The organism is Paenibacillus sanguinis 2301083 = DSM 16941 (genome assembly GCF_000374825.1).
In the GTDB taxonomy this organism is placed as follows: domain Bacteria; phylum Bacillota; class Bacilli; order Paenibacillales; family Paenibacillaceae; genus Fontibacillus; species Fontibacillus sanguinis.
In genome coordinates, this window is sequence record NZ_KB895380.1 from 108,370 (window position 1) to 131,816 (window position 23,447).

The 23,447-nt window shown below is 49.6% G+C and carries 19 protein-coding genes, 2 pseudogenes and 1 riboswitch; of the genes and pseudogenes, 3 read left to right on the top strand and 18 right to left on the bottom strand.

The window, feature by feature from the left end; translation table 11 throughout:
- Window positions 1-3: 3 nt before the first annotated feature.
- Complete coding sequence (locus tag C557_RS0109880; protein ID WP_018751703.1) at window positions 4-444, bottom strand: Hsp20/alpha crystallin family protein; 441 nt, start codon at window positions 442-444, stop codon at window positions 4-6.
- Between the two features lie 343 nt (window positions 445-787).
- On the opposite strand from C557_RS0109880, the gene C557_RS0109885 reads away from it, so the two are divergent.
- Window positions 788-2,557, top strand: a complete 1,770-nt coding sequence (locus C557_RS0109885; RefSeq protein WP_018751704.1) for a flavocytochrome c — start codon at window positions 788-790, stop codon at window positions 2,555-2,557.
- 170 nt (window positions 2,558-2,727) lie between these two features.
- Here the strand turns inward: C557_RS0109885 and C557_RS25675 are convergent.
- The 7 genes and pseudogenes from C557_RS25675 to C557_RS0109925 all read right to left on the bottom strand — a co-directional run.
- Window positions 2,728-2,894 (bottom strand): annotated as a pseudogene (locus C557_RS25675) (ISL3 family transposase); the annotation flags it as partial.
- A 1,062-nt stretch (window positions 2,895-3,956) separates the two neighbouring features.
- Entirely contained in the window at window positions 3,957-4,748 is a 792-nt protein-coding gene (locus C557_RS0109900; protein WP_018751707.1) for a DsbA family protein, read from the bottom strand.
- Between the two features lie 90 nt (window positions 4,749-4,838).
- Window positions 4,839-5,210 carry an MmcQ/YjbR family DNA-binding protein gene (locus C557_RS0109905; RefSeq protein WP_026263399.1) on the bottom strand — a complete coding sequence of 124 codons (372 nt, stop codon included), beginning with the start codon at window positions 5,208-5,210 and terminating at the stop codon, window positions 4,839-4,841.
- Between the two features lie 210 nt (window positions 5,211-5,420).
- Window positions 5,421-6,215, bottom strand: coding sequence for a protein-glutamine gamma-glutamyltransferase (locus tag C557_RS0109910; protein ID WP_018751709.1), 795 nt, complete (start codon window positions 6,213-6,215; stop codon window positions 5,421-5,423).
- Window positions 6,216-6,303: 88 nt separating this feature from the next.
- Complete coding sequence (locus C557_RS0109915; protein WP_018751710.1) at window positions 6,304-8,121, bottom strand: APC family permease; 1,818 nt, start codon at window positions 8,119-8,121, stop codon at window positions 6,304-6,306.
- 107 nt (window positions 8,122-8,228) lie between these two features.
- Window positions 8,229-8,401: riboswitch (cyclic di-AMP (ydaO/yuaA leader) on the bottom strand.
- 188 nt (window positions 8,402-8,589) lie between these two features.
- Window positions 8,590-9,708: a threonine aldolase family protein gene (locus tag C557_RS0109920; protein WP_018751711.1), complete on the bottom strand. Its 1,119-nt coding sequence runs from the start codon at window positions 9,706-9,708 to the stop codon at window positions 8,590-8,592.
- Between the two features lie 154 nt (window positions 9,709-9,862).
- Entirely contained in the window at window positions 9,863-12,493 is a 2,631-nt protein-coding gene (locus C557_RS0109925; protein ID WP_018751712.1) for a cation-translocating P-type ATPase, read from the bottom strand.
- A 244-nt stretch (window positions 12,494-12,737) separates the two neighbouring features.
- Between C557_RS0109925 and udk the strand changes: the two genes are divergently transcribed.
- Window positions 12,738-13,364, top strand: a complete 627-nt coding sequence (udk, locus tag C557_RS0109930; RefSeq protein WP_018751713.1) for a uridine kinase — start codon at window positions 12,738-12,740, stop codon at window positions 13,362-13,364.
- A 100-nt stretch (window positions 13,365-13,464) separates the two neighbouring features.
- On the opposite strand, the gene C557_RS0109935 is transcribed toward udk, so the two are convergent.
- Window positions 13,465-13,677, bottom strand: coding sequence for a DUF378 domain-containing protein (locus C557_RS0109935; RefSeq protein ID WP_018751714.1), 213 nt, complete (start codon window positions 13,675-13,677; stop codon window positions 13,465-13,467).
- A 264-nt stretch (window positions 13,678-13,941) separates the two neighbouring features.
- On the opposite strand from C557_RS0109935, the gene C557_RS0109940 reads away from it, so the two are divergent.
- On the top strand, window positions 13,942-14,475 hold the full coding sequence (locus C557_RS0109940) for a hypothetical protein (protein WP_018751715.1): 534 nt from the start codon (window positions 13,942-13,944) through the stop codon (window positions 14,473-14,475).
- Window positions 14,476-14,493: 18 nt separating this feature from the next.
- On the opposite strand, the gene C557_RS0109945 is transcribed toward C557_RS0109940, so the two are convergent.
- From C557_RS0109945 to C557_RS23305, 9 genes and pseudogenes are all read right to left on the bottom strand, one after another.
- Window positions 14,494-15,360 carry a MurR/RpiR family transcriptional regulator gene (locus tag C557_RS0109945; RefSeq protein ID WP_018751716.1) on the bottom strand — a complete coding sequence of 289 codons (867 nt, stop codon included), beginning with the start codon at window positions 15,358-15,360 and terminating at the stop codon, window positions 14,494-14,496.
- A 54-nt stretch (window positions 15,361-15,414) separates the two neighbouring features.
- Window positions 15,415-16,449 (bottom strand): DUF871 domain-containing protein, encoded by a 1,035-nt coding sequence (locus tag C557_RS0109950; protein WP_018751717.1) that lies wholly within the window; start codon window positions 16,447-16,449, stop codon window positions 15,415-15,417.
- Window positions 16,450-16,488: 39 nt separating this feature from the next.
- Window positions 16,489-17,930 (bottom strand): annotated as a pseudogene (locus C557_RS23300) (PTS transporter subunit EIIC).
- 14 nt (window positions 17,931-17,944) lie between these two features.
- Window positions 17,945-18,838, bottom strand: a complete 894-nt coding sequence (gene murQ, locus C557_RS0109960) for an N-acetylmuramic acid 6-phosphate etherase (RefSeq protein WP_018751718.1) — start codon at window positions 18,836-18,838, stop codon at window positions 17,945-17,947.
- 197 nt (window positions 18,839-19,035) lie between these two features.
- Window positions 19,036-19,221 carry a hypothetical protein gene (locus C557_RS0109965; protein WP_018751719.1) on the bottom strand — a complete coding sequence of 62 codons (186 nt, stop codon included), beginning with the start codon at window positions 19,219-19,221 and terminating at the stop codon, window positions 19,036-19,038.
- A gap of 400 nt (window positions 19,222-19,621) precedes the next feature.
- Window positions 19,622-20,596 (bottom strand): SPFH domain-containing protein, encoded by a 975-nt coding sequence (locus C557_RS0109970; protein ID WP_018751720.1) that lies wholly within the window; start codon window positions 20,594-20,596, stop codon window positions 19,622-19,624.
- 18 nt (window positions 20,597-20,614) lie between these two features.
- Window positions 20,615-21,433, bottom strand: coding sequence for a TPM domain-containing protein (locus C557_RS0109975; RefSeq protein ID WP_018751721.1), 819 nt, complete (start codon window positions 21,431-21,433; stop codon window positions 20,615-20,617).
- Complete coding sequence (locus tag C557_RS0109980) at window positions 21,430-22,461, bottom strand: TFIIB-type zinc ribbon-containing protein (protein WP_018751722.1); 1,032 nt, start codon at window positions 22,459-22,461, stop codon at window positions 21,430-21,432. Before C557_RS0109980 ends, C557_RS0109975 begins: the two co-directional genes overlap by 4 nt.
- Window positions 22,462-22,672: 211 nt before the next feature.
- Window positions 22,673-23,407 carry a PspA/IM30 family protein gene (locus tag C557_RS23305; protein ID WP_018751723.1) on the bottom strand — a complete coding sequence of 245 codons (735 nt, stop codon included), beginning with the start codon at window positions 23,405-23,407 and terminating at the stop codon, window positions 22,673-22,675.
- Between the last annotated feature and the right edge of the window lie 40 nt (window positions 23,408-23,447).

Consider the following 23,447-nt stretch of genomic DNA (forward strand, 5'->3'; position numbering starts at 1 on the left):
ATTTTAATCCTGAATTTCAATCCGCTTCGACTGTGTTGGCTGCCGCTTAGGCACTTCCAGCTTCAGCAATCCATCCTTCAGGGACGCCCGAATGCCGTCCTCGTCGATGTCCTGCACGTAAAATCTGCGGACATACTCGCCATAGCGCCGTTCCTTGCGGACCACTTGTTGATGATTATCCTCTACACTACCATCTTCCTGATGAACTGCCTTAATCGTCAAGTAAGGAGCGGCATAGCCGATATCGATGTCCTCTTTCCGAAAACCGGGCAACTCGGCTTCCAGCAGATAGGCCTGATCCGTCTCGCGCACATCCGTCTTGAAGGACAGTGCCTGAGGTCTCATCGAGGTGAAGAAATCATCGTTGAACACATCGTTAAATGCCTTTGCCAACTGACCCCATGCATCCTCTCTACGTCTTCCAAATGGAACCAAATCAAACATCACACATTCCCCTTTCTTTGACTTTATTTGACCTTACGCCTTTATTATAGAGCGACTCCTTCCCCTTGATCAAAAACAATCTAAGGCCAAATTGAGCGATTATCGGCCATTTTAACTGATTTTTCATTATTAAAAAGTGTTTTTCTTTTTGTTTGACCTTTTTTGACTTTTGAGTTTTTTACAATCAAACTTAATAGTTAACAGACCATCTTGTACCCCGATGACTACCCATTATGATCTTTTTAATAGACGCTGTGACAAATCTTATAATGCTTGTCTCATTAATCATGCTAATATAAGGGCGCACAACATTGTGAAATAATACACAAAGGGGCGTTGCATAGTGAAAAAGAGTTTATTGGCAATTCTTATGGTGGGACTGATTATGCTACTCGTCGTAGGTTGCAACCAAGAGAAGCCAGCCAATGAAGGTGCTGCTGCAGGCGGTAAATTTACGCCAGGCACTTACGAGGGCGTTTCAAAGGGGCATGGAGGAGAGATTAAAGCTACGGTAACCGTATCTGCTGACAAGATCGAGTCAATTGAGATTACAGCTGATGGCGAAACCGGCAGTATCGGTGACGGCGCTGTTGAACAGTTGACAGACGATATCGTCAATACTCAAAGCCTGGCGGTCGATGCTGTATCAGGAGCTAGTGAATCCAGTGCTGGGATTATCGAGGCAGTTACCCTCGCTCTGGAAAAAGCCGGGGCCGATATTGCTGCTCTGAAGGACCCAGCTAACAAGTTAGCCGTTGAGGAAGCCAAGCAAGAGGATCTTAACGTTGATGTCGTCATCGTTGGCTCAGGCGGAGCTGGCCTCTCAGCTGCGATCGAAGCCAAGGAAGCGGGGAAATCCGTTGTGATCCTTGAGCAGATGCCGATTATCGGCGGTAACACCAACCGTGCAACCGGCGGCATTAACGCAGCTGAAACCAAGATTCAGGAAGAGAACGGCATTAAGGATTCCAAGCAAACGTTCTACGATGACACCATGAAGGGCGGCCATGGCATCAACGATCCGGAATTGCTTCGCACCTTGGTCGATCATGCGCCGGAAGCCATTTATTGGCTGAATGACATGGGCGCCGGAATTTCCAGAGTGACCCTGTCCGGTGGAGCCACAAATCCGCGCATCCATACTCCGGCTGACGGGGCAGCTATCGGTCCAGTCGTGGTTGATGTGCTGTCGAAGAAATTAAAGGAGCTTGATGTTGATATTCTGCTCAACTCGAAAGCTGTGAAGCTTATTCAACAAGATGGTGCAGTTGTAGGCGTTGAAGCTGTCGATAAAAATGAAAATCCATTTAAAGTGAACGCCAAAGCGGTTATTCTCGCTACCGGCGGCTTTGGAGCCAACAGCGAAATGGTCGTAAAATATCGTCCTGAGTTGAAAGGATTCTCCACAACGAATCATGCCGGGGCAACTGGTTCCGGGATTGTCATGGCTGAGGAAGTTGGCGCAGATTTGATGCAAATTGAGCAAATTCAGATCCATCCGACCACTGATCCGAAAACTGGCTATTTGTTCACTGAAGGACTTCGTGGTGATGGCGCCATCCTTGTAAATAAAGAAGCTAAACGCTTTACTAATGAGTTGCTTACAAGAGACGTTGTATCGCAAAATATCTTGAAGCAAACGGATAAGATAGCCTATCTGATTACAAATCAGGAAATGGTTGATGAAAATGCTTCGTTAGCCAAATATATTAAAGAAGGTTACGCAACCAAGGGAGATGACATTTCCCTGCTGGCTGGCGAATTGAACCTTGATGCTGCTACCTTGGAAACTACTTTGAAGACCTACACACAATTTGTAAAAGACGGTAAGGATACCGAATTCGAGAGAGCTCACTTGACTCAAACCCTTGAAGCAGGCCCTTACTATGCTATCCCTGTCACACCAGGTATTCACCATACCATGGGTGGCGTGAAGATCGATACGAAAACGCATGTATTGAACAAGGAAGGACAAGCGATTTCCGGTCTGTATGCAGCCGGTGAAATCGCTGGCGGCGTGCACGGTGGCAACCGTATCGGCGGTAATGCTGTAGCCGACATCATCGTCTTTGGACGTATCGCAGGCCAAACAGCAGCCGCAGAATTAAAATAGTTAAATAGATATAACCCAGCTCCTCCTCGCAAAATGAAAGAAACCATTTTGCGAGGAGGGGCTTTTTATGCATATTTTACGAGAATATATCGTTGAGCTAACTGGCTAAATTAGAAAATAGTTTCATTTTAAAATATAGTAGGCTCAACCTCAAAATCAGTGCTTGATTATTAGCGCAACATTCGATGGCGGTTACATTCGATCAAAATACCCGCCTTGTAGCGACTGCGATTGCGTGTGAAATAATGACGGCGTTGAAAGGCTTTAATGCAATTATGGCGGCCTTCTACGATTGCGTTTGTCCTCGGCATTGATGGTAGTTCACAAAGCCCTGCTGAGGGAATCCAGCGTCCTGCTATTCGACGAAATTGCCGCTCATTTGGACGATGAGACCAAAAGGCTGATGAATGAGCTCTTGCAAACTGCGCTCAATGACCGCATTTGTATCTTCATCGACCACAGCCATTCCTTTGATATTCTTTGTAATAAGTCCTTGCGATTAGCTAAGCCAGCCGTGGAGATGGCTCACTCCTAGAGCTGTTGGATGGCTTGATATCAGCAAAATGAGCAAGCCTTCGATTCTGTGATACGAATCGAAGGCTTGTGTTCGTTTAAACTCCAACCGTCCCTCTTCCGGCTACCCTTCACTAATTACGACTTTACATTGCTTCAACCTCTTGTTCGAGCTTCTGGAGCCGTTTGTGCATCTTATAGAAATAAGGGGTTGTGCATACAATCAGAATAATAAGGATGCCGATAACCATCAGAAAACTCCCTTTTAACCCATTCATTGGAGGGTTCATCTATAGAGGAAGCTATCTAGCTCTACTATTACGCAACAATCGCCAGACTTAACGGGAAATCCTCCATATAAAAGTTACTTTTAGAGTAACAACAAGCCATTATAGGGAAATGCTCCATATAATTCGGGCTAAATCGCCCAATATGGGCCTAAATCGTGGATTTATAGGGAGTTTTTCCAATTAAATCTCTATAATTAACACTTTTCCACAAATTAACGGGAGTATTTCATACTGTTGAGAAAGTTGGTTTTCCGTACATCTCGCATAGAAGAGCCCTTAGCCTATAAGGGTTCTTCTCCATAGAAATGGTACGTCACGCCCTTTCTCAACAGTCTGAGCATTTCCTACTAATGTGCCCCAACGGCATTAACAGTAGGTTGTAGAAGTATGCTCCCCGTTGAATGACGTCCCTTGAATGTTTACTGCCTCTTGGATATGAGGCCCATGTCTGTTATCGGCAGACAGTTGCCATGATCGTTATATCACTGTATCACTATATTGCTAATTCAGTCACTATATTGCTATATCGCTATATCAGTCACTGTATCACTATATCGCTAATCATGATTAGTAATCTTCCCTTCAAAATGAAACATTTACTGCCCGCCTTCAGCAGCCAACGCCGCCTCAACAGCAGCAGCCAATTCCTCGTAGGAAGAGCTCGGCAGCAGCTCGCCGTTCACCATGAACTGCGGCGTGCCGTTGACGCCATAGTACCCGGCCGTCTTGAAGTCTTCTTTCACGGCCAGCATGTAGGTACGGTCCTGCAAATCCTTGGCGAATCGTTCATGGTCAATGCCGTCGATGTTCTTCTTGACGAAGTCGAGCAGGAATTCAGGTGTAGCCCAGATTTTCGTCTCGTCGCCTTGGTTGGCGTATAGCTTCTTCTTGAATTCCCAGAACTTGTCGTTGCTTTGCGCGGCGATCGCTTCACCTGCACTGGCTGCCATAATAGAATCCCGGTCGATAAATGCATAGTTGGTGAAGAAAAATTCCACCTTCCCGGTATCAATAAACTCTTGCTGGAATCGATCCATGTTGGCCTCTTCCCATTTCATGCAGGCCGGACATTTGAAGTCAGCGAATTCCATCACCTTGACCTTGGCCTCGGGACTGCCCAGATGGGGTTGCTTCTCGTATTTTAATCCCTTGGCTTCATAATCTCCTCTAATCTCAGTGTAATTCGGCAGGTCCTGCAGCGAGGATGCCTCGGGTTCTTTGGAATCTCTCAGTAAGAAAAAGGACAACACAATCACGACCACGCCTATAACAATTAGCGATAGTACAAATAAAAAGTTGGATTTTTCTCCACGTTTCCCTTGATTTTTCGCTGCCTTACCTTTAGGGGCTGGTTTGCCACCTTGATTTCTACTCTTGCCTTGGGCCATGCGCGCTCATACCTCCAAATGTTGGTTTCGTCCTCATTCTAGCGTATGGTCCCGGGCCAGGGACGTAATGTTAGTCACAGCTTGATGATATTAAGTATCATTTAGCCGCATTAGTACAGCTTCCCGGGCAGCTTTGCTAAGCCCCTTCAGCACCAGATCATAGGAGTGGTCGATCATAGCCCGCAGATCATCCATCGGCAGGCTGCCGTCGACAATGACGGTGTTCCAATGCTTCTTGTTCAAATGATACCCGGCAGTTACACTGGCATGCTGCTCTCGCAAATTCTCTGCAATGACCGGATCACATTTCAGCGAGATGGATACCCCTGAAGAATCCCCTGGAACAGGCAGCAATGCAAACATTTTGCCTCCTACCTTCATAACCGCCGGATCGGGTCCAAAGGGGTATTCCTCGACCGCTCCCTTTTTGGACAAACAGTATTTTCTCAATTGCCTGTGCACGGACACCTCTCCTAACCTTGTCTTATTCTGGTGTAACTATACCATTTGTGCTAACACTCTGCACAATTTCACGGAGTTATCTAAATTACCCCAGGCGAATGAGCATTCAAGCTTACATTAAACAAGCACAAACTTTTCGCAAAAAAATGACGGCATCGGGGTTATCCCCTGCCGTCATTTTCAACTTTCTTATTGGCAGAAAAACATGCCTTAAGCCTGCTGTCCTGCTCCAAAGTAGCGATACACCGAAGTGCCGATTCGTGCATACACGCCCTGAAGCCGGCGAATATGATTATAATCGGGACGAATGACGAGGTCGAGCAGGTAAGCCGATCTTCGCGCGCCTGGCTTCCGCCGCTGATTCAATGCGGCAATGATTTCCGCCGAAGTGCGCAGTCCTATCCCATGACCATAGTAGAGATCGTCCCCCATGACGATAACATTTTCCCCTTGCCACTCCGGAGTCTGCGGATTATGGTCGGGGTTCTTGAAATAGAGGATATCTCCCGGATACACTCCCAGCCTGCGATTCATCTGCGTGAACCCAAGGTCGCTGTCATAGTGCCAGTCAAATAAATACAAATTAGTAAAATACGTATTGAAGGACTGGCTGCCAATCTGTTCAAGCACCGCCTTGTACATCACAATCATCATGGCCATGGAGCACTCAAAGCCGTAAAGCGGTCCATTGATATAGATATCTTGAATAGCAACCGAAGGAGCGACGCCCTCTCTCAAGCGGAAGCCCCCTTCGTCCGTACGGGACCAGTACATCTCGTTACAATGCGATTTGCGATATACGGCAAACTTGGCCCCACTCTGGTTCAGCGCCAAAGCCGACTCAACAATCGATCCCCGTAAGTTCAATTCGAAGAGAAGCTCATCCAGCGAGCTATACCGATGGGGCACCGGACTCCTCTCCATAGCCTGCACAATTTCCTGTTGGAACGGAGGCAGGCTCATTTGCGATAGCCGGCTCTTGTCGCTCGGTGGCAGAACAATCAACCCATTCCCCTCCTTGTCATGTTAGGGTATTCAGGTTATTGTACGTGCGATCGCCCGGTTTGGTGATCATTCACCCGTACACCCAAGCCTACTTTTGCAAATGGAAGGGCACGGTGGCGATAACGACGTCCTTATGGTTGTACAAGTAAGCTCTTAACACCAGACTGGACTGGTTATGCAGCATATTTTGCCACCAATGGCGTGTAATGAATTGCGGAATCAGCACCGTGATATGATCGGTCTCGGACGTCTTCCACTCTACGGTATCAATAAACCTCATAATCGGCCGGACAATGCTTCTAAAGCTCGATCTCAGTGTAATCAACCGTACCCCCGGATTCCATTCCGCCCATTTCTGCTCCATCCGCTTGATCTCCTCATCATCAAAGCCCACATATACGGCTACCACATTATCAGTCAGCGATTTGGCATAACCCAGCGAATTCATGACGACACGTGTAATTCCGGCCACCGGTACCACGATCGTGCTTCCCTTCATTACAGGCTTCTCCACATCCATGGATATCCGTAGCTGCTGAGCAATATTCAGATAATGGCGATGAATCTGGAAGAACAGGAACATGACCAACGGCAGGAAGATGAAGACGACCCACACATGCGAGAACTTGGTAATGATAAAAATGAGTGTAATTCCGAGCGTCGTCAGCATCCCCACTGTGTTGATTGCAAACCGGAGCATCCAGCCTTTGGGCTTCAGCTTCAGCCAGCGAACCATCATCCCGAGCTGTGACAGGGTAAATGGGATAAACACCCCTACGGCATAAAGGGGAATCAAGCTCTCCGTATTCCCGCCGAAGCCAATAACCAGCAAGGCCGAGGCCACTCCAAGAAAAATAATGCCGTTCGAGAAGCCCAAGCGATCCCCGCGAACCATAAAAGCATGAGGCATATATTTATCCTTGGCCAGCATAAACGCCAGCAGCGGGAACGCCGAGTACGCTGTGTTGGCCGCAAGGAACAGGATCAACGCCGTAATGCCCTGGATGATGTAGTAAAGTGTGCCACGGCCAAAGGTGGACTCTGCGATTTGCGAGACAACCGTAGCCTGAGGGTCCGGCTTGATCCCGTACCAATACGCCAACAGGCTAATACCAATAAACATCGTGCACAAAATAATGCCCATCATCGCCAGGGTAGCCGCTGCATTACGAGCTGCTGGCTTTTTGAAGTTGGGAATGGCATTGGACACCGCTTCTACTCCGGTTAAGGCCGAACAGCCAGAGCTAAACGCCTTTAATAACAAGAATAAGCTAATGTTGGATACGGTAGCCCCCATCTCCGGTGCGGCAGCATGAATACCGCCCATAGCATATTTGATGACTCCTGTACCAATCAAGACGAAAATGGCTATGACAAACAGATATACCGGCACCGCCAGCACAGAAGCCGACTCTGTCACTCCGCGCAAGTTCATCAGTGTAAGGAGTGTAATCATTATCAGCGCAATTAGAACCCGGTGATCATACAGTCCAGGAAAGGCTGAAATAATGGCATCCGTCCCGGCGGATGAACTCACCGCTACGGTCAGAATGTAGTCTACGAGCAGCGAACCCCCGGCGAGCAGCCCCGTGGATCGTCCCAGATTATCCATCGCCACAATATAAGCCCCACCCCCAGATGGATAGGAAAAGATAGTTTGTCGGTAAGATAAGATCAATATGAGTAAGAGTCCCAATACAGCGAAAGAGATCGGAATGGAGTACCACAAAGCGGAGAATCCCGCTGCCATCAGGACGAGCAGAATTTGCTCGGTCCCATATGCCACAGACGATAGCGCGTCCGAAGACAGAATGGCCAAAGCCTTCAGCTTGCCTAGCTTCTCCCCCTCGATTTCCTTGCTTTTCATCGGCCGCCCAATGAGTACCCGTTTGATTTTGTTTACCATGTTATATCCCCTCTTCTTGCTTCAAGATGCCTGATGACAACAGAAAAAGGCCGCAGGAAAGTTGGACTTTCCCGCAGCCGCTTCTTTTCGGAGCGTACACCACGACAATTCCCTCTTTCGGACGCTTGCGGAGTTAGCTGACGGATTCGGGCACGAAAGCAGCCCTACGCTTGGTTGGCGAGTATGCCAGCCCAGCGATTCACCCCTGAAACGGGCCAAGCAAGGCCCTTTTCGATGGTTCCCCCGTTTCTGATATGTCAGAATTCAGCGATCAGGTATTTATCATTTGTTAACTACTGCTGAATCATACTCCTCCGGCCAGGAAGGTGTAAAGGCAGGTTAACGGTCAAAAGAGGAAGGTTTTATATCAACATGGCTCAGATAAGCGGTTACACGCTTTCCCCTCATCGATTATTTCGCATAATCAACGAAATTCACGCTCTTACGTAAATATCGGTTCAAAGTTCTTCACGATCTTTCCGTTTGCAACTTTTGATTCAGCAGCCGAAATGCCAATTGCAGCTTGTCCTTGGGAACCTCGGCATACCGATCACCTATATTCACCTCGAAGCTGCACCCGCCGCTACTGCGTTCTTTCACCATAGGCGTCAGTCCAATCCCCGTCTCCCGATATACCTCAAGGAGGAGTTGCTCCAATTGCTTCTTGGGCAGGTCTGCGTGAACGTGGAACATATTAGACACCGGAACTTTTGGCAGGGTACTGATATGACGACAACGATTATAGAGCTGAGCCAGCTCACGGGCTTGCTGATAATATTGCTCCATCTTGCCCACTCGTAATTCGTAATAGTAATCTGCACTTAAAAAATAGGGATACAAGCTGATCAAATCCCCACCGTGGCGGCGTTTCCATATCCTTGATTCGTCTACCAACTCATGGCCCCCGGCCAGAATGGCTCCGGCAATCCCGCCAAGGCCCTTATAAAATGAGATATACACACTATCGAACAGGGCGCACACCTCCGCTGCGGTCCTTTGGTAGTAAGGGAGAATTTCAAATAAGCGCGCACCATCCAGATGCAGCTTGATTCCGTGCTCCCGGCAGTAAGAAGAAATGGCCTCCAGCTCGGCAAATGGCGGCAACTGCCCACCGATCTCGCGTTGTGGCAGTTCCAGCAGCAAGCAAGCGATCTCCTTGCCCACCAGACTATGGACATCAGGCAAACGAATGAGCCGATTCGGGGATGCCAGCAGGGTAGGCTCTATCCCATGCAATTTCTTCAAGCCGTCCTCTTCATGGATCTCCAAATGGCAGAGAGGATGATACGCCACTCGCTTCGTTCCCCTCTGATCGCACCAAATTCTAAGCGCAATTTGCTGTGCCATCGTACCGCTAGGGAAGAATGCCGCTGCTTCCTTACCTAGCACACCCGCCATTTTGGCTTCAAAGTCCTCGATGGCCTGTCCTTTTCCATACATATCGCTATCCAGTCCGCCGTTCACCTTCTCCAAGGCTTGCTTCAACACATCCACATTTCGCTTCCCATGCCCCGGCACTTGATATACCGTACGCTTGAATGCGTCCGACAAGGACTTTTTCTCCCTCTTTCCTTGATTGTCAGCCATCATACTTATCTCCTCTCCGTTTCCTATCCCCCTGTGATTTATGATTTATTTTATGCTCTATTATAGCGGACTCTCGGGAAGTTGGAATTAACCGATCCAGAAAAAAAAGTGCGCAGGCTTCTTCACCTGTGCACTTGAATCCACTTAACCATAATTAGGCTGACGCTTCTTTTCTCATCCGGACGAACACCTTGATGATTTCGTTAAGAATTAACGGAATCAAGGCAAGGACGAAGACCAGACCCCAGTCCAGCAAGCTCAGGTTCTGTACCTTAAAGGCAGCGGCCAGGAACGGGATGGAGATCGACGCATATTGCAGCACCAGGCCAGCGATGACCGCACCGACCAGCATCTTGTTGGAGAACAGGCCGATGGTGAAAATGGACTTCGTGGCGCTGCGCTTGGAGAACGAGTAGAACAATTGGGACGCGGCCAATACGACAAAGGCCATCGTCCGGGCGTAAGTCATAGCCTCTTCGGAGATATTCGGCGACCGCAGGCCATATCCGTGTTCAGCCAATCCAATGTAGAAGGCAAAGAGCGTCAATACCCCGATCAGCAACCCGCCCAGCACCGCTTGCAGCGCTGCACCTCTGGCGAAGAAGCTCTCCTTGGGGTTCCGCGGCTTGTGCCTCATGACATCCTTCTCCCCCGGATCAACGCCCAAGGCAATCGCCGGAAGCGTATCTGTCACCAGGTTGATCCAGAGAATTTGGGTAGCCAGCAGCGGCAACGGCCAGAAGAACAGGATCGATGCCAGAATCGCGACAATCTCCCCGAAGTTACAAGCTAACAGGAAGGTGACCGTCTTGCGGATGTTGGCGTAGATGTTGCGCCCTTCCCGAATTGCCTGGACAATGGTCGTAAAATTATCATCCGTCAAGATCATGTCGCTGGCGCCCTTCGAGACATCCGTCCCGGTAATTCCCATCGCTACACCGATATCGGCATTCTTGAGTGAAGGTGCGTCGTTTACACCGTCCCCGGTCATGGAGACGATGTTGCCTTGGGCCTTAAAGGCCTTGACGATTTTCACCTTATGCTCAGGGGAGACGCGGGCAAATACGCGAATGTTGCGAATTTTCTCAGCAAAGTCCTGGTCGGACAAGGTATCAATCTCCGCTCCGGTCATGCTCTGGTCTAAGGAATGAGCAATGTCCAGCTCCTTGGCAATAGCCACCGCCGTATTCCGGTGGTCCCCCGTAATCATGACCGGTGTAATACCAGCCATCTTCGCTTCCCGAATCGAATCCTTGACCTCGATCCGTGGCGGATCGATCATGCCGACGAAGCCCAGCACGGTCAAATCCTGCTCCATTTCCTCCGGTGGCAGGATGCGATCCGTGTCTTTGTATGCCGCTCCCAGCACACGGAGGGCATCATCCGACATCGCTTCCGCCGCCTGCAAATAACGCTGCTTCAGTTCCTCGGTCAACGGCACAACCTCACCGTTCACCACGGCGGAGCTGGATATTTGCAGCAGCTGGTCGATGGCCCCCTTTGTATGTACCCGGTAGCCTTCTCGGGTCTGATTCAAGGTAGACATAAGCTTCCGGTCGGAGTCAAAAGGCTTCTCCCCGACTCGCTTATATTCTGCTTCCAGCGATCTCTTAAGAATATTATGCTGCTCTCCGTAAACCACAAGCGCGATCTCTGTCGGGTCTCCCGTGCCTTCCCCATTCTCATAAGTCGCATCGGAACAGAGCACAAAAGCCTTGATCATTTCAACGGGAACATCATCTTCCAGCGATTCGGCCGTAAAATGCTTCACTACGGTCATTTTATTCTGTGTCAGTGTTCCGGTCTTATCGGAACAGATGATATTCACAGAGCCCAAGGTTTCTACGGCTGGAAGCTTTTTCACGATAGCGTTGATGCGTGACATGCGCGTCACGCCCAAGGCCAGCACAATCGCTACGATTGCAGGCAGTCCCTCCGGGATTGCAGCCACAGCAAGACTGATAGCTGTAAGGAATAGCTCGAACAAATCGCGGCCCTGGAGCAAACCGATCAAGAAGATGACCAAACAGATGCCGATAGCGATATAACCAAGCATTTTGCCCAGTTCTTCCAGCTTCTTTTGCAGCGGGGTTAGCTCCTGAATGTCCTCATCCAGAATCTTGGCAATTTTGCCCATTTCCGTATCCATCGCCGTAGCCACAACAACGCCTTCCCCACGTCCGTAGGTGACCAGTGTAGACATGAAGGCCATATTGCTCAAATCACCGATTGGTGTCTTGGGATCTTCATACAGATCCTCGGCTTGCTTATCTGACGGAACCGATTCCCCTGTAAGCGCCGATTCCTCAATTTGCAGGTTAGCACTCTCCAGCAAACGCAAGTCCGCCGGAATATACCGGCCAGCATCGAGAATGACGATATCTCCAGGCACAATATCGACGGAATCGATCTCCTTCACTTCACCGCCACGTCGAACCAATGATTTATTAGCCGTCATTTGCTGCAATGCTTCAATGGCCTTCTCCGCTTTCCGCTCCTGAATTACGCCGATGGCTGCATTGAGAATAACGACGGCAAGAATAATAATAGCATCTACATATTCTCCAACAATCAGCGTGACCACAACCGCACCAAGCAATACGTAGATTAGCATATCCTTGAGTTGTGCGAAGAAGAGCTTCAACAGGCTTGGCTTAGGCTTGCCCTTCAATTGGTTGGAGCCGTACTGCTCCTTCCTCGCCTTGACCTCTTCAGAGGATAAGCCGGATGTAGCATTTACCTTAAGCTCTGCCAAGACAGCTTCCCGGGTTTTGGTATACCACATGCATTCAACACCTCTTCCTTCAAATTAGAGACAGCCATACCAGTTTCGCTACCTGTATTGTAAACCTAATCGGGCATAAATTATCAAAAATTCAGCCCCTCTTTTTTATACGAATAATTGTACAAAGGGTGTCCGTATTTTGTAATTTTATCCTCTAACGCTACCGCACAGATGAAAAAAGAGGACCCTTGTGCTACAATACTGAAATGTTAACGGGATCTTGTCTAGGAGGACGTGGAATTATATGCTAATTATAGGTATCGCTGGCGGCACCGGCTCGGGGAAGACCACCGTAGCCCGTTCGGTTATCAGCCAGCTCGCAACCGATAAAATAACTTTTATCTCCCAGGATAATTATTATAAAGACCAATCCCATCTGGTGATGAGCGAGCGGGAGAAGACCAACTACGACCATCCCTTCGCCTTTGACAACGAGCTGCTGGTACAGCACCTCACCCTGCTTAAGAACGGTGAAGCAGCGTACGCCCCCGTGTATGACTTCCCGAATCACACCCGCTCCGACAAGACAATTCAACTGCTGCCAGGTCGCATTGTCATCGTGGAGGGGCTGTTTGTGCTGTACGACGAGAAGCTGAGAGAGTTGCTTGATATCAAGGTATTCGTCGATACGGATTCCGATGTGCGCATCCTGCGACGCGTTCTGCGTGATATGGAGGAACGCGGGCGTTCGATCCACTCCATTTATCAGCAATATTTGGCAACGGTAAAGCCCATGCACGAAGCGTTTATTGAACCCTCCAAGAAATATGCCGATCTGATCATCCCTGAAGGCGGACATAATGAAGTAGGTATTCAACTGCTGACCATTTTAACCGAGAAGCATCTGACCGGGGGTATCGGTCAGAGCTAAAATAGAACCGTTTCCGCACCAAAAATGACATAAAAAAAGCGGCTCCTCCCTAGTAGATCATCTCTACCGGAAGGAGCCTCTTGATGAACTTGCGCTTGCCTTATCTGGCGACTTCGTCTTCGGTCACATCGCCAAAGAACTTGAACGCATAAATTGCGCAAACCCCCACAATGACGTAAATGATTCGGGCAAGGGTGGAATCTTGTCCTCCAAAAATACCGGCAACTAAATCATATTGGAACAGTCCCACCAGCAGCCAGTTCAATCCCCCTACAATCAGTAAAGTCAAAGCTACAATATTTAACGTCTTCATTCGGTATGCCAACTCCTCAATGGAAATGTGGTTATTTATTAGTTAATTTCCCACATTAGCCGGGGTTTATGCATGTCCGTCAATAAATCGTTATTGATTCTATCACAAGTTCATCGCCAGGAACTCAAATTCTAGTGAGCCAAGATTATCTTCCGCAACCGATGAACAAGCACAGGCATTTCACAGGCGGCTACGTACAATAGAATCAGGTATGTAGGTTAAGTAGGTAAGTTTGTGAAAACCCACAAATGAGGTGATTCTTATATGGCAAATTCGGCAAAAATCCGCCAACGTGCCATACAATTAAAAGATCGGCCGGTCTGTATCACGTTGCGTAACGGGCAAACTTATGTAGGATGGATTAGTGGATTTGATGAGAACGGGGTGACCTTGTCCGGTAAGCCAAAAACAAAGAAATCTCACAAAAAAACAGCCAAAAAAACCTCTTCTCGTCGTAAAAAAGCTCAAGTCAGAGCCTTGTCCCCCTCGTTCAACGGACTCTCAGCCCCCCCTTGGGATACGACAACTGGTTCTCGACCGCTGCCCCCGGAAATTCCATCCCCCACGGCCTTTGGCAACCCCTACATGGGTATGGGATGGAACGGCGGAGAATATGGTTACGGTAGCGGAGCAGGGAGCCTGGTCAGCCTGTCCCCCACCACCGCTATTCCTGTACGACCACGTATGAGAGAACTTATTGAGACCGCCAAGAAGTATATGCCAGTTATGAAGTTGGGTTACAATGCCATCCGATCCATCATCCCGTTCTTCAACGGTATCAAGGCCCTGATGGTCTGAATCAGGGCCTCATGGCCCTTAGTCTTCAGATTCAATGCGCTTCAATTCTTGAATCGCTTCCCTGGTCTTGTAGACCTTATCAAGGGATGCTTCCGTATCCAGGGAAGCATAAGTATAATACAGAACGTCAATGATGAAGAACTGGCTATGCTTGGAACCTGTCGCGGCACTACGCACCTTCGCTTCAGGCGCGAGGGACGTGAATAAGCTGATATCGCTTAATTCCGACAGCTCGCTTCGACCAAAGCCGGTGAAGCTAATCGTCACAAGCCCGGCCTTTTGGGCAAACTTCATCATCTGCAGGACTTCCTTGGTCGTAGCGCTATAAGACACTCCAATAAAGACGCTGCCTTTGGGGGCATTCGCCAAGCTCATCGTTAATACATGCATATCCGAAAACACATATGCATTTTTCCCTAATCGCAGCCATTTCTGTGCGATATCCTCGGCCACCAAGCCCGAGGCTCCCACTCCGTAAGCAAATATGGACGGCGCATGATATAAGCTATGCGCCGCTTTTTCGATGGTATCAATCTGGATGAGGCCGACGGTGTCTCTCAAGGACTGCACCGCATTGGATAGAATTTTGTCGATCAGATCGCTTGTATTCTCATTTTTGTTCAAGTCATAGTACCCGACCTTTTGATCTTGTGCCAGATCGGCCGACAGAGCTACCTTCAATTCCGGAAAGCCCTTCAATCCCATGGAACGGCAGAACCGAATGACAGAGGCGCTGCTGGATTGGGAACGGCTGGCCATCTCTTGCACTGACATGAACACAACATCCTCAGGCTCGGATAGGACAAATCGTGCCACCTTTTGTTCAGATTGCGTCAATTTAGGCATCACATTTTCGATCCGCGATAAAATTTGGCCCCCGGCCATCTCCACGCCTCCCTTCTTATTTTACTCAATACTACTATATTAATGAACGACCAGCTATCTGGCAAGGAAACGGAAGGGGTAGCCTTTCATCTGCAAGAACGGCAGCAGCGGGAGATCGTTCTCCACTACATATCCAATGACATTCACGCGTTCATCGGCTGGTAAAGGGTTAAGCACAATTTGCAGTTCGCCTTGGTAACGCTTGTAATTTTCATTATCCAGGGTGACAGCACCGCGAGGGCGGGAGATGCACCGATACGGGGCAATCGTTCCCTTAAAATGACTGCGTGCGTTCTCCGAACGGATGACATCTCGTGCGATATCAGGCCGGTTATGGTGAGTATCGTCCCAGACATGGGATGGCTGCTGATCAGCTACTCTGACCAGGACCACTCCCTCCTTCCAGGCCACGAACTGCGACAGAGTCCATTCGCTAAGCGATAGGTCCCCAATAACAACCAAGTCCACAGCTCCCTTGGTCATGAGCTCCAAATAGCTGGCGAACGGTGCTTGATGTCGATGGTGCTCCAGCGTGGGAAGTCCCTCATGCAAAGGCCCCCGCAGCCGTCCATCCCCCGGGATGAAAGCGCCTACCTTCAGTCCTTCCGCTTGCAGCCATTTGTTCTGAGCGCGAAACGTGCTCCACTCCAGACCGGTCTCCGGTCGGGGATAATAATTATGCCAGGCCTCCAGCGCTGTGAAATTGGCCCCTTTCACTCGCAGATCGTTCAGTAATTCCGCGTCAATGGTGCTGGCGTTCAGGGCAACCTGCCAATCCCGGGTAAGCTCAGCAATTTCGGTATTGTCCATGCCGCTATCTATTCTTAAGCCTGTCACGCCATGCTCCTTCAACTGGGCCAAGGAGAAATTATGGAACGTCCTTGGAGATACATCGACCATCAGCTCCATCTGATGCTCCCCGGCAAATCTGCCGATTCTTCCCAGCGGCTCAAGCAAATCTTCCGGTGCTTCTTCAGGAATCTGCAAAGACGTAAACATGGTGAGAAATCCATGCTTGCGCATTAAATCCATATACTCCAAGGTATCCTCAATGCTTTGCTCTGTTAGTGAAACTAGGAAACCACCCATGCTCGATCCACTCCTTTTTATTTTCAGGGGTTTGTACAATTACGCCTCCTGAGGTTGTCTTGCTTCCTTCGGTACCCCGAAGAACCAGGTGAACAGGAAGCCAAAAAAGTAAGCAGACCCATTAAATAAATCCACCATTTGCCGTCCGCAATGAGCAAGAGCATTTCAATACCCGTAGCCCCGATGGCAATTGCTCCGACATTTCCAAAATAACCAATAACCCCTCCGCCAAATGCAGCACCTATACAAGCTGTTACGAAAGGTTTGCCCAGTGGCAGGGTGACCCCGTAAATGAGTGGCTCTCCAATCCCCAACACACCTACAGGCAATGCGCCCTTGATAATGTTGGTGAGCGGCTTGTTCTTATAACAACGTATCCACAAGGCAAGGGCAGCGCCGACTTGTCCCGCTCCGGCCATGGCCAGAATCGGCAACAGAATGGTTACACCGGTCTGATTGATCAGTTCAATGTGAATAGGGGTCATAATATGATGTAGTCCCAACATGACCATCACGAGCCAGATGCCTCCCAGAATGAACCCGGACAAGGCTCCCCCGACAGACAAAATCCAGTTGACCGCATAAAGCAGATTGCTTGCTACGAATCCAGCAAAAGGCATGATGAGAAAAATCGTTAACAGACCGGTAATCACAACGCTAAAGAAGGAAGTTACGATCAAGTCGATGGAATTGGGCACGATCTTGTGCATTTTTTTCTCTATGACCGATAGAATCCACACTGCGAGAACGACACCAATAATTCCGCCTTGACCGGCAATCAGCGGATCACCTGTAAACAAGTTGATGATCGGAAAATCCGGCTTCATCCCGGTTAGCAGCGTAGCCCCACCAATGACACCGCCCAACGATGGAGTCGCCCCGAATTCTCTGGCTGAGTTAATCCCTACGAAGATAGCCATGTAAGAGAAAATCCCGTTCTTCATTACGCTCAAAATAAGGCTAAATTGCTGCCAGCCCTCCCCTGACAAATGTCCCGACGTGATGAAGTTGCCGATAACGGAAGTGATCCCTGCCAACAAGCCCGCCGCTACGAAAGCCGGAGCTAACGGAATGAAAATATGAGCAATCGATTTCAAAAAATTCTTGATTGGCGTGTTGTTCCGTTGCTTGTACTTCTCCTTGTTCTCTGCCGCGATGCGGGCAGCTTCTGCCTTATTGTTCGTCGACTGACCGGAGGCCGCCGTATCCAGTGGAATAATCTCCCCCATCTCCACACCGCTGATATCAGCAATTTCCTTCGCTACCTTACCCACAACACCGGGACCTACAATAATTTGAAGTGTAGACTCAACAATGACACCTAACACCCCGGGAATTTTCTTCAGTCGCTCAATATCAGCCACATCTTCATCTCTTAAAGTAAGGCGCACGCGCGTCATGCAATGGGTGACTAATTCGATATTTTGGATGCCGCCAACCGTATTCAGAATCTCTAATGCCAAGTCCTGCTCTTTCCCCATGTTCAACTCCCCCTCTATACTTGTTCTAAGGCCTTTCTGATAAAGCCGTCTGACTGTTCAAGCCGCTGTCTCGCTTCTTCACAACTCACTCCTGCAAGCAGCATCGTGACGGCAACCTTCACTTGATGCCCGCTTAACTCATAATAATTGGAGGCGGTTGCAAAGTCGCAGCCCGCAATCTCGCTGATGATCGATTTTGCCCGTGTCACCAACTTCTCATTCGTAGGCTGCACATCCACCATCAGATTGCTGTACACCTTGCCGATCCCGATCATGGCTGTAGTAGATATCATGTTCAGCACCATTTTTTGTGCTGTCCCAGCCTTGAGTCGGGTGGAGCCCGTTAATACTTCCGGCCCGGTGACAATCTCTATCGGGTATTGAGCATGCTTGCTGATTACAGCATCCTGATTACAAGCCAGGCTGGCCGTGGTGGCTCCGATTCCAGCCGCATATTGTAATCCACCGATGACGTAAGGCGTGCGGCCACTGGCTGCGATCCCGAGAACCGTATCCTTCTCGCTTAGGCTTAGTTTTGCCAAATCCTCCATGGCAAGCTCCGGCGAATCTTCCGCTCCTTCCACAGCCGTACGGATGGCCTTCTCGCCGCCAGCAATGACTCCCTGTACCATCTCCGGGTTCGTCCCAAAGGTCGGCACACATTCCACAGCATCCAGAATGCCCATGCGACCGCTGGTGCCTGCTCCTATATAAATGAGCCGTCCTCCCTGCTTAAAGCTACGAATAACGCACCTAGCCACACGTTCAATCTCAGGCAGCTTCGCCTTGACTGCCAGAGAAACCTTCGCATCCTCCTCCTGCATGAGCTCCAGAATCTTTCCTGTCGACAACCTGTCCAGGTCTGCTGTACTCGGATTCCTCTTCTCTGTGTTTAAATGATTCAGCATCCTATCATCTCCTCTCCTATCTGCCCTCAGTGTATATCATCGGAAATAAAATTTCAATATATTATAAATTTATTTGTAATTTTATTTCAAAGCATGATAAAAAAAGAACCCACCGGCCATCAACCAGTAAGTTCCCCTTTTCATTTCCGCCTCAGTTCTATCCCGTTCCCACACGTTCACCGTGCCGCTGGCGCTGGCTACCTCTGCCGATTCTTCGTGAACCGGACATACACCAGAATCGCCGCAATTATCATGGCCAAGAAGCCGACATTGGTCGCCGGCTCTTTAGCCATTCCCAGCAGCATACAAAGGTTGGTTACCAAATTATTAGTCAGGATGGCAATCAAAATCAGAAAAATCGGCCGCCACAAATTAAATCTCATTTCCCCACGCCACTCCCCATAATTGTGGCTCAAAACCGAAATCAGTGCTTGTCATGGGGACGATGGGGCGCTGCGGGTTCGTAGGGTTCTTCCGATCGCTGCCCCTCATGGATTTTCCTGATTCAATTAATTCTTATAAGGTTGAAATCCACTCGCAAAGGCGAACAAGCGTAGGCTTTCGATGTAGCTTTCTTTCAGAAAGCTTTAAGTTTCTCCAGAATCCCTACGACCCTCCGCTCTATACATCCCTGTTGGCAAGCACTGATTTTTAGTTTGAGCCGTAATTGTTATGCGCTTTCTTGAGTTCGACTTATATAGCATCATAACATAAATCAAGTTCCTGATCGAAGCCTGACAATCCGGGCCAACTTACTTACGCCTCACTTGAGTGCGCCTCGTGTTATGCCAGCTTCTGTCCGCAATTGGAGCAGAAATTCGCCCCTTCATTTTTTGCTCCGCAATTTGGACAGAAATTCGGCTTTTTGGCACCGCTATTCCCACTACCGGACGCAGATGGAGAAGCGGACTGCCCCTCATTCATGTTCTTCATCATTTCCTTGGCTATGTTCATGCCCATCATCATACCAGCCATATCGGAAGCGGCCCCGGCGCCTTGTACTTTACCGGAAGCCATGCCATCGGTCATGCTGACCTGCTGGTATTTGGACAAATTGCCGATCATCTCATGTGAAGCTGTCTTGTTAATCATATCCTGAATTTCCTTCGGATAATTGAAGCTCATCACCTGGAAGCCGGTAATGGCAAGCCCGTCATCCATCACCTGCATATCCAGATCCTCACGAATACCTCGGGCAATCTCCGCACTGTTCGCTTGCAGGTTGAACATATCCTTGCCTTCCCGACTAATCCACTTCATCAGCAGCTGATCCAGCACAGAAGTTATCCGGATTTTCACGTCCTCTACCAGATAACTTTGCTTGATGCCCGCCACCTTATCAATCATTGTCACATAATCATTCACCTTGAAGTTAAACGTTCCGTTGGCCCGGATGGGCATTCCCCCCGGCAATTGCGGCGTCGGAATCAGCACCGGATTCTGGGTTCCCCAACGAACGGTGAATTCCTTCGTATTCACGAACAGGACCTCTACTCGCATTCCGCTGTTAAAGCCAAATTTGAAGCCCTTCAAGGTGGAGAGGAACGGCACAATTTCAGATTCCACATTGAACTCGCCATCATCCTTGAAGATCCCCTCAATCTTGCCATTGTTGAGGAAGATCGCATCTTGTCCCGGGCGAATAATCAGCTTACTACCCTTCTTGATCTCTCGGTTGTTCCATTTCCAGAAGATCATATCGTCCCGGAATTCTTCCCATTCGACTACGTTGGCAAACTGATTTTTAAAAAAGCTCATGCTTCCCACACCCTTCTGTTAAAATGACCCCCGGCTGCCGCTATGCGAATGCCCGCCTCCGGTTGTTCCACCGCCGCCCCCACCGCTGCTGCTCTTCTGAATCTTCGTCTTTGTGACCGTCGTGCGCAGATATTGATCTTGTCGACCTAATATGCCAGACTTCCCTCGATCCTCATACGTAGCTCCACTGACCGTCACCCGTCCGCCGGAGCGATATGCCATAACCCCAACAGCAACCACGCCAATCACCAAGGCCGCACCAAGCTGGAACCAGCCATCAAACAAAATATTGTCGGGATTAACCCCCGGCTTGAAGCCCATATAACGATGTGCCGTCAGGATATATTCCTCAAAGGCTTGTCTGTAATCCCCCGCCGATAGCATCGGTGTAATGTGATTGCGGATTTTATCCAATCGCCCATCATCCAAGTAGTCCTCTGCCTTATAGAATCCCGCCAAGTAAATGTCCCGACTCAACATATCCAGCGTCAGTATAACCGTGTTGCCGTGGGCTTTATCATACCCCGGTGCCCGCTCGTCATAGAAATCTTCAGTGAGCTTCACCACGTCCTCGCTCTCGGGGTTATTGGTCGTGTAGACGATAATATCTGTCTCCCGCTCAGCTCCATAGCTACGGGCCATCTCTGTCAGCGCAGCAACATCCGCTGCACTAAGCAACCCGGCCTCGTCGTAAATCAGTCGCTTATCTGCGCCGCCAGCAGCACCCGCTACCCCGGCTAATAAGGGCCCGCAGGTGAAGCTAACCAGGAGCAGCAGAAGTGCTGTAATTGCTATCAGACGCTTGCTCCAGCCATAAGGATATCTTCGTGCACTCACAGGAATCCACCTCCCATTAGCCAAGAGACCATTTTAAGCAACAGAAGAGATACACCTGAAATACCCGCAAACCAGGCGGCCATTTTCCCTTTGCTAAGTGGAGGCTTGCCCACAACCTTCCCCGTCTGTCCGTTCATGGCGAAGGTATACTCCGAGCGGTTGAAATCATAGATGAACATCCACACCGGGAGCAGCACATAATCATTACGTTTCACATCCGTATCAATTCGCTTGTCAGTAAAGCTTACGCTGGCATATCCCGAAACCGTGGAAGACAAAAAGGATTCGATATAAGGCCTAACCTTCTCCTTGACCCGAGGGAACAATTGCTCACCGGTATAACTGTATTTTTCCGCAATATACCCGGCAAGATACGGAGTTCTGAATTCTTTGAGCTTATCATATGGGAAGGGCTCCAGCCGATCCATCAGCTTGTCATTCATCTTCTCCGATGCATCAATCGGCACCCGCACGTAGTCAACATTCAGTTTCCGATAGATGGCGAAGTGATCCGTCTCGGTATAGCGGTAATCACCTCGTGTATAGCTTCTCACCTTGGTTGCATGGCCCTGGGCCTCTACCCGATTATGCAGGTCGTATAACCAGAACGGGACGTAAATCCCGGTAATGCCCTTGATCCGATTCGCCGCCATGAAGGCCCGTGGCGTCAGCAAACCTCTTCTGCACCACTTCCTGAATGCCTCCTTGGCTTCTTCCTTACTGATCGCAAAAGGAATGACCTTTACCGGGGCCAGTGTTCCGCTCAGACGATCGCTCAGCACGACGGCCGACCCGCAAAAGGTGCAGGTAGTCGCACTTGTCTCCGGTTCCGTCACAAGGACCGCGCCGCAGCTTTCACAATGATATTCCTTAACCTCGTTGTCGGTATAGACCTGCTGCTTGAGCGGATCAGGAATTTGCTCGATATTGTCCTGCCGCCCGCAGCTTGGACAGCTTAGCTGCCCTGTCACGCTATCAAAGCGCATGCCACTGCCGCAGTTGGGACATTTATACTCGATGACCGGCATTTACTCACCTCAATCTATAAGTACGTATTCAAAAAGTCGGGTATACAGGACCGAGAAGGTTGGATAAAGCTAGGGACTGAGTAGCGGAGCGTAGAGATATCTACGTGAGCAACGGAAGGCCCAGCTGAATTCAAGATTCGATGTCGAATCTACTCCTTGAACAACTCCGTCCTGTGAAGACGACTTTTTGAACAACCTCTATAAGTAATTCTCAGGATTCCTTATTCAATTTCGCCTTCAAGGCCGCAAGTTCTTCCTCGGGCGAGACAGCTTCAGGCTCGGCTTGCCCTGAGGCTTGGTTGACCTCCTCTGGAGCAGCTTGAGCTTCTTTCGCTGCCTGGGTGTCGCGCTCTAGCTGAGCCATCAGCTCATCCAGATCATCCTCACGTGTGCCCCCTCGAAGCTCGGCGAGTGCCAGGGCTTCGTTCAAGGCAAGCTCGGCCTTCTCCTCCATAGCCCGGAAGCTGGACCGTTCGCCAGCCACTGCATTCTTCCGCTGCCATGCCTCCGCCTCTGCAAGCTTGCCCTGTAGCACAGCGCGCCGCGACTCCAGCTCATTCACATCAGCCTCAAGCTTTGCCTGCATTTGTCCTAGCTTGCTTGCCTGATCTACCGCCTCTTCGTAAGCGGCTTGCCGATTGCTGCGTTCCTCTGCCTGCGCAGCCTTACGCTGCAAGAACTTCAGCGCTCCCTCATCATCACCGGATTCCGCCGCTTTCTCGGCATAACGCTGCAGCTTGCGGATATCCGCCTCGCATTCCTCAAGCGACCGCCTGGCCCGACCCACCGCTGCTTTAAGTGAAGCCGATTCGGCCCGTACCTGGCCCAAATCCAGATGCACCTGCCTCATATATTCATCTACCGCTGCCCCCGGCTCCTTGGCACCCTCTAGCATCGAGCCGATATTGGCCCGCATAACATCCCGAAACCTCGATAAGATTCCCACGTCCGTTCCTCCTTCGATGGTTGTGTATTTACTTAATAAT